Here is a 7,418-nt window from a genome sequence, read left to right as displayed (position 1 = left end):
CCGCCACCGTGACCGCGCCCGCCCCCGAAGGGACCGCCGCCGCCGAAGCCCGGCCCGAACGGCCCGAACGCCGCACGCCGCCCCTCGAACTCACCACGAGGCCCGGGGCCACAGCCTCCACGACCGGCTCCGTGTCCGTTTCCGTACTCGTGTCCAGGTGAACGCATCGCAACGCTCCTTCCATCGGGATTCACTCGCTGAACTGTCACGATGCCTCAACGATATATCGGAACTGTTCACCGAGCAAGCTTCCGACTGAGCCGGCTGCCGATCTGCGGCCGTCCCCCGCACGACTCGGGCTTCCCCCACCCGACACGTCCCGGCCGGACCGGCGATCCGCCCAGGTCACGGCCGAAACGCCGCACGAGTGCCAAGCCTCCGCCGTCCGGGCCAGTTCTCCGCGATTGGCCTTGGTCCGGCCGATTCCGGCCCCGGTACGGTCGGCGCCATGAGGATCCGTATCGTCGACGCCTTCACCGACCGCCCCTTCTCCGGCAACCCCGCCGGGGTCCTGCTCCTGGACTCCTTCCCGGACGACGCCTGGCTCCAGCGGGTCGCCGCCGAGGTCAACCTCTCCGAGACGGCCTTCGCCCACCCGCTGCCCGCCGGCGGCGAGGCGGACTGGGCCCTGCGCTGGTTCACCCCCACCACGGAGGTCGACATGTGTGGCCACGCCACCCTGGCCACGGCACACGTCCTGCACTCCACGGGCACGGCGAGCGGCGCGGTCCGCTTCGCGGCGCGCTGCGGCGTCCTCGGCGCCACCGCCGAGACCGACGGCACCATCACGCTGGACTTCCCGACCTCCTCCCTGACCCCCGTCGCCGTCCCCGAGGGACTGGAGAAGGCCCTGGGCGCCGAGGTCGTCGGCGTCCACCACACCGCCGAGCACATCGGCGACCTCGTCGTCGAGCTGCGCGACGAGTCCACCGTGCGCGGCCTCGCGCCGGACCTCGCCGCCCTCAAGGCCCTGTCGACCCGGGGCGTCATCACCACCGCCGCCGCCCAGGACCCCGGCAGCGGCCACGACTTCGTCTCCCGCGGCTTCTTCCCCGCCGTCGGCATCGACGAGGACCCGGTGACCGGCAGCGCCCACACCGCGCTCGCCCCCTTCTGGTCGGCCCGGTTCGGCCGCGACGACCTGGTCGGGCTGCAGGGCGGTGCCCGTACGGGCACCGTCCGCACCCGCCTGCGCGGCGACCGCACCCTCCTGAACGGCCACGCGGTCACCGTCATCGAGGGCGACCTGCACGCCTGACACCCCGCGGCGGAACGCGTGAGGGGCGTACGGAGAACCCGTACGCCCCTCACATCCCACCGGACACGCCTCCGCGCCCTCACACGGTGGGCAGCCAGTCCACCTTGCCCGCGAGCAGCCCGTAGCCGACGAAGGCCACGATGTCGAGCAGCGCGTGCGCCACCACCAGCGGTCCGACCCGCCCCCAGCGCCGGTACAGCAGGACGAAGACCACGCCCATCACCATGTTGCCGACGAAGCCGCCGATGCCCTGGTACAAGTGGTACGAGCCGCGCAGCACCGAACTCGCCACCAGCGCGGCCATCGGCGTCCACCCCAACTGCCCCAGCCTGCGCAGCAGGTACCCGACGACGACGACCTCCTCCAGTACGGAGTTCTGGATCGCCGACAGGATCAGCACCGGGTACTTCCACCACACCTCGGGCAGCGACTCGGGCACCACCGTGAGGTTGAAGCCGGTCGCCCGGGCCGCCAGATAGAAGGCGAGGCCCGCGCTGCCGATGCCCGCGGCGACCAGCGCCCCGCGCCCGAGGTCGGGCCAGGGCCGCGTCCGGTCGAAACCGATCGCCCGCAGTCCCGAGCCCTCGCGCAGCAGCAGATGGGCGACCAGCAGGACCGGCACCAGGGCCGACGCGATCCCGAAGAGCTGCCAGGACAGGTCCAGCCACGGCCGCCCCGGCGCGTACGAGCCGTTGAGCGTGGCCGCCTGCTCCTTCAGCGGACCGGTCTTCGTCAGCGAGCCGACGAAGCTGATGAGGGAGGACAGGGCGCTGGCGCCGAGCGAGAGCGCCAGGACGATGAGCGTCTCGTTGCGCAGCACCGGGCGCGCGAGTCCGTCGGGGGGCAGGGAAGCGTCACCGACTCGTTGCACCGACACCACACCTGTCTCCACTTCCCGGTCGCGGACGGACGCCGATCCGGCGGCATCCCGATCACTGTGCCATGATCGGCCACCACCGCCACCCACGACCCCGGGAGCCACGCTCGGCTGCCCTCGGGAACCAAGCTCAGTCGACCCCGGGAGCCGCGCTCGGCCGGCCCCGGGGAGCCGCGCTCCCCCACCCCCGGGAGCCACACTCGGTCGACCCCGGCAGCCGCCCTCAGTCGATCCCGACCGGCCAGGTGTGCACCGGCTCCCCCGCCTGCATGAGGGTCCGGTAGCGGCGGGTGGTCGCCGCGAGCGCCGCCTCCCGGTCGAGTCCCGACTCCAGCGCCCGGTGGAAGGTGTCGGCCTGCCACGAGGCCCCGTTCACCTTCCGCAGACACCGCTGTTCGATCACCCCGAGGTAGAAGTCCCGGTCGGCGGGTTCGATGTGCCAGGCGTCGAGGCCGGCCGCGGCGAGCGGCAGCAGTTCGTCGAGGACCAGCCGCACCGCGGGGACCGTCGCGACCCCGCCGGCCCGCCCCGACCGGGGCCAGCGCAGCTCCGCCTCGATGCCGTGCCGGCAGGCGGTGTCGAAGTTGGCCTCGGCGTCCTCGAAGGCCATCCGCTTCCATACCGGCCGGGGGTCGTCGGCGAGGGAGCGGACGAGCCCGTAGTAGAAGGCCGCGTTGGCGATGACGTCCGTGACGGTCGGCCCGGCCGGCAGGACCCGGTTCTCGACGCGCAGGTGCGGGACGCCGTCGACCCAGCCGTACACCGGCCGGTTCCAGCGGTAGACCGTGCCGTTGTGCAGGACGAGTTCCTGGAGCCGCGGGACGCCGCCCCCGTCGAGGACGAGCAGCGGGTCCTCCTCGTCGCAGATCGGAAGCAGTGCGGGGAAGTACCGCAGGTTCTCCTCGAAGAGGTCGTACACCGAGTCCACCCACCGCTCGCCGAACCAGGTGCGCGGCCGGACGCCCTGCACCTGGAGTTCGGGCGGGCGGGTGTCGGTGGCCTGGGTGAAGAGCGGGGGCCGGGACTCGCGCCACAGCTCGCGCCCGAACACGAAGGGGGCGTTGGCGCCGAGCGCGATCTGCACGCCCGACACGGCCTGCGCCGCGTTCCACACGGCGGCGAAGCGGGCCGGGGTCACCTGGAGGTGGAGCTGCACCGAGGTGCAGGCCGCCTCGGGCACGATCGACTCCGAGGTGCACATGAGTCGTTCGACGCCGTGGATGTCCAGGGTGAACTCCTCGCCCCTGGCGGCGAGTATCTGGTCGTTGAGGAGGGTGTAGCGGTCCGCCGCCGAGAGGTTCTCGGGGACCAGGTCGTCCTGCGTCAGGGTCGGCAGTATGCCGATCATGACGACGCCGGCGTCCAGCTCCGCGGCCTTGCGGTCGGCGTATCCGATTCCGGTGCCGATCTCCTCGGCGAGCCGGTCGAATACGCGGCCGTCGAGCTGGTGGGGAGCGATGTTCACTTCGAGGTTGAACAATCCGAGTTCCGTCTGGAAATCGGCGCTCGCGATCTTTTCCAGAACCGGCCCGTTCAGCATGCGAGGCAGGCCGTCGGCTCCGGCGAGATTGAGTTCGATCTCCACTCCCATGAGATTGCGGGGACGGTCGAACCTCTTCTCCGCCAGCAGCCTCGCGAGTCCCGCGAGACACTGCTGGAGCTTTCTCCGGTACTGCTGCCGGTCGGACGGGCCGAACCCGTCGGCCACGACCTTCTCCCCCATCGAAGCGTCCCTCCACGTGTGGGCGGCCGTCGGGGGGGCCGCGCGTCTCGGAACCATATGCCCAGCCCGCTGATCCACAACGCCTGCGGAGGAGGGCCTCCGGAGGATAGGCTGGATGCCGCACCCCACCGTCACATCCCGATGGCACGGAACAATCGACATATACCAATGTCCTATTGTCCTCCGACCCGGGAAGACAATTCGGCCGTCCGGCTTCGCGAGGAATACGCAGGTGGGGGCGTCCATACCCGCCCATTCCGCCTCCACAGCCGTTGTTTTACGGCCTGATGAAGCCTTGCCAGGAATATCGCCGACGTCTAGCGGAAACACTCCGTGAACACGTGTCGTATAAACTCCGCGGACGAGGCAGAGTGTTGGCGCCCGGTCATGGCCCCATAAGCACTCCTCTGGCCCCGCCACCGACAGCGCCGTCGTACCTGCCCACGCGTCACCGTGTCTCCTGAGCGAGAGGCGACCCACCATGCTCCGACCCTCCCCGGCCCCTGCGCCGGCCCTCCGCAGCGTCCTCGCGGCCCTCGGCTCCCCGACGGCCGTCCGCGAGCCGCGAACGCCCGCCCTGCGGGCCGCGCTGGGACCGCTGAGCCCCGAACTCCCCCTGCCCGTACATGTTCTCGGCGTCGCCGGGGCCCRCGGGCAGGAACCCCGCACCCGCCTCGCCGGCTGGCGCTTCCTCATCAGGAACGGGGGCCGGGCCATCGCCGCCGCGGACACCATGATGACCCCGGACGGCTGGTCCTTCTCGCACTTCTTCGAGGGGCCGTACGTCACCGCGACGGAGCGGGCGCTGCTCCAGGCCGAGGCGCTGCCCGGCCCGTACCAACCGCGGCTGCTCTCCGTACCGGAGCTCTACATGCTGACCCTCTGGCTGCACGCCGAGCCGGAGGCGGACGGGGCCGTCGGCGGTCCGTGCGCGGCGGACCTGATGGTGCCGCTGGCGCCCGCCCCGCCGGGGATCGCGGCCCACCGCCCGTACCAGGTCGCCGATCTCCTGCCCGTGCTCAGCACCCGCCTCGCGCCGCCGCCCCTGCTGGGCTCGGCGGCGCCCGCCTGATCCACCGCACGGGCGTCGCCGCCCCGTGACCCCCGCCCGGGTCACGGGGCGCACTGCTGTCCGACACCCCGGCCCGAACACCGCGCCCGAACACCCCTCCCGGACGGACTAGCCCACTGGGACCATTCCGAACCACCCAAAGAGACGGTGCAGTTGACGTGAACCGCCCCTGCGGGTGATGCGTCTTCCCAGGAAAGGACGAGCTGCCGTGAAATCCCTGCGGAAGACCGTCCTGGGGGCAACACTGGGATCGGAACCGAACCGACCGACGGGGGCGGCGATGAGCGCGAAGAGCCGCAGGACATCCACTACGACGCAGCGAAAGAACCCACCCATGTGCCAGCACCAGCCTGCCTGTCCCACTGCCGAATCCGCCGACCGTGAGGCGGCCCGACTGACGGCACACCACCCGGAGCAGGGCTGGAGCCTGCTGTGCAACGGCGTCCTGCTCTTCGAGGACACCGGGGAGCTCCTGCCGGACGGGCAGATCATCGCCCCGCACCGGCCGTTGTCGGCGGGCCGGGTGACGACCGCCGCCTGAGGGGACCGCGCGACGCCGAGGGCCGGCCCGGAGACGTCCTCCGAACCGGCCCTCGTTCGCACGCCCGGCCCTCGTCCCCGGCCGGGTCCTTGATCAGTTGTCGTACTCGTCCAGCGGCGGGCAGGAGCAGACCAGGTTCCGGTCGCCGAACGCGCCGTCGATGCGGCGCACCGGCGGCCAGTACTTGTCGGCGGCCGAGACACCGGCCGGGAAGACGGCCTCGTCGCGGGTGTACGCGTGGTTCCACTCGCCGCCCAGCGCGGCCGCGGTGTGCGGGGCGTTGCGCAGCGGGTTGTCGTCGGCGGGCCACTCGCCCCCGGCGACCTTCTCGATCTCGGCGCGGATCGCGATCATGGTGTCGCAGAAGCGGTCGAGCTCGGCCAGGTCCTCGGACTCGGTGGGCTCGATCATCAGCGTGCCGGCCACCGGGAACGACATCGTCGGCGCGTGGAAGCCGTAGTCGATCAGGCGCTTGGCGATGTCGTCGACGGTGACGCCCGTGGCCTTGGACAGCGGGCGCAGGTCCACGATGCACTCGTGGGCGACCAGTCCGGCCGGACCGGTGTAGAGCACCGGGAAGTGGGGCTCCAGGCGCTTGGCGATGTAGTTCGCCGCGAGGACGGCGACCTGGGTGGCGCGCTTGAGGCCCTCGCCGCCCATCAGGCGTACGTACGACCACGAGATCGGCAGGATGCCCGCGGAGCCCCACGGGGCGGCCGAGATCGGGCCCACGCCGGTCTCCGGGCCCGCGGTGGGCTGGAGCGGGTGGTTCGGGAGGTACGGGGCCAGGTGCGCGCGGACGCCGACCGGGCCGACGCCGGGGCCGCCGCCGCCGTGCGGGATGCAGAAGGTCTTGTGCAGGTTCAGGTGCGAGACGTCGCCGCCGAAGTGGCCGGGCTTGGCGAGGCCGACCAGCGCGTTGAGGTTGGCGCCGTCGACGTACACCTGGCCGCCGGCGTCGTGGACCTCGGCGCAGATGTCGGCGACGTGCTCCTCGAAGACGCCGTGCGTCGACGGGTAGGTGATCATCAGCACGGACAGCTCGTCGCGGTACTGCTCGATCTTGGCGCGCAGGTCGGCGACGTCGACCTCGCCGTCGTCGGCGGTCTTGACGACGACGACCTTCATGCCGGCCATCACCGCGGAGGCGGCGTTGGTGCCGTGCGCGGAGGACGGGATGAGGCAGACGGTGCGCTGCTCGTCGCCGTTGGCGCGGTGGTAGGCGCGGACGGCCAGCAGACCGGCCAGCTCGCCCTGCGATCCGGCGTTCGGCTGGATCGACACCTTGTCGTAGCCGGTGACCTCGGCGAGGCGCTCCTCAAGCTCGGTGATGAGCGTGACGTAGCCCTGGGCCTGGTCGACCGGGGCGAAGGGGTGCATCTGGCCGAACTCGGGCCAGGTCACCGACTCCATCTCGGTGGTCGCGTTCAGCTTCATGGTGCAGGAGCCGAGCGGGATCATGCCGCGGTCGAGCGCGTAGTCGCGGTCGGCGAGCTTGCGCAGGTAGCGCAGCATCGAGGTCTCGGACCGGTGCGCGTGGAAGACCGGGTGGGTCATGTACGCGTCGGAGCGGAGCAGAGCGGAGGGCAGCGTGTCCTCGGTGGCGGCGTCCAGGGCCTCGATGTCGGCGGTCACGCCGAAGGCGCCCCACACGGCGGTGAGCTGGGCGCGGCCGGTGGTCTCGTCACAGGACATGGAGACGTGGTCGGCGTCGACGCGGTAGAGGTTCACACCGGCCTCGCGGGCCGCGGCGACGACCGCGTCGGCCTTGCCGGGCACACGGGCGGTGAGGGTGTCGAAGAAGGCGCCCTGGGTGAGCTCCACGCCGCCCGCGGTGAGGCCGGCGGCGAGGATCGCGGCGTACCGGTGGGTGCGGCGCGCGATGCCCTGAAGGCCCTCGGGGCCGTGGTAGACGGCGTACATGCCGGCCATGACGGCGAGCAGCAC

Annotated in this window: 6 protein-coding genes; 3 read left to right on the top strand and 3 right to left on the bottom strand. The window is 71.8% G+C overall.

Annotated elements, in window-relative coordinates:
* The first annotated feature begins 448 nt into the window (after positions 1 to 448).
* The gene (locus EAO70_RS25570; RefSeq protein ID WP_148005083.1) at positions 449 to 1,258 is read left to right on the top strand and encodes a PhzF family phenazine biosynthesis protein; all 810 of its coding nucleotides are present in this window, start codon (positions 449 to 451) and stop codon (positions 1,256 to 1,258) included.
* Positions 1,259 to 1,337: 79 nt separating this feature from the next.
* On the opposite strand, the gene EAO70_RS25565 is transcribed toward EAO70_RS25570, so the two are convergent.
* Positions 1,338 to 2,129, bottom strand: a complete 792-nt coding sequence (locus EAO70_RS25565; RefSeq protein ID WP_261993024.1) for a CPBP family intramembrane glutamic endopeptidase — start codon at positions 2,127 to 2,129, stop codon at positions 1,338 to 1,340.
* 229 nt (positions 2,130 to 2,358) lie between these two features.
* The gene (locus EAO70_RS25560) at positions 2,359 to 3,858 is read right to left on the bottom strand and encodes a glutamate--cysteine ligase (protein WP_148005081.1); all 1,500 of its coding nucleotides are present in this window, start codon (positions 3,856 to 3,858) and stop codon (positions 2,359 to 2,361) included.
* Between the two features lie 481 nt (positions 3,859 to 4,339).
* Between EAO70_RS25560 and EAO70_RS25555 the strand changes: the two genes are divergently transcribed.
* Positions 4,340 to 4,930 (top strand): hypothetical protein, encoded by a 591-nt coding sequence (locus EAO70_RS25555; RefSeq protein WP_148005080.1) that lies wholly within the window; start codon positions 4,340 to 4,342, stop codon positions 4,928 to 4,930.
* 334 nt (positions 4,931 to 5,264) lie between these two features.
* Positions 5,265 to 5,471 carry a DUF5999 family protein gene (locus tag EAO70_RS25550; RefSeq protein WP_148005079.1) on the top strand — a complete coding sequence of 69 codons (207 nt, stop codon included), beginning with the start codon at positions 5,265 to 5,267 and terminating at the stop codon, positions 5,469 to 5,471.
* Between the two features lie 93 nt (positions 5,472 to 5,564).
* Here the strand turns inward: EAO70_RS25550 and gcvP are convergent.
* A partial coding sequence (gcvP, locus tag EAO70_RS25545) for an aminomethyl-transferring glycine dehydrogenase (protein ID WP_148005355.1) occupies positions 5,565 to 7,418 on the bottom strand: 1,854 nt, incomplete at its 5' end.

The organism is Streptomyces sp. adm13(2018) (assembly GCF_008042145.1).
GTDB lineage: Bacteria > Actinomycetota > Actinomycetes > Streptomycetales > Streptomycetaceae > Streptomyces.
Note: the sequence above shows the minus strand (reverse complement) of the source record. Positions and strands in the feature narration are given on the sequence as shown.

What these genes read in the sequence shown, in the direction of transcription:
- EAO70_RS25570 (WP_148005083.1), top strand. Translation starts at nt 449, where the DNA reads ATGAGGATCCGTATCGTCGACGCCTTCACCGACCGCCCCTTCTCCGGC.
- EAO70_RS25560 (WP_148005081.1), bottom strand. Translation starts at nt 3,858, where the DNA reads ATGGGGGAGAAGGTCGTGGCCGACGGGTTCGGCCCGTCCGACCGGCAG.
- EAO70_RS25550 (WP_148005079.1), top strand. Translation starts at nt 5,265, where the DNA reads ATGTGCCAGCACCAGCCTGCCTGTCCCACTGCCGAATCCGCCGACCGT.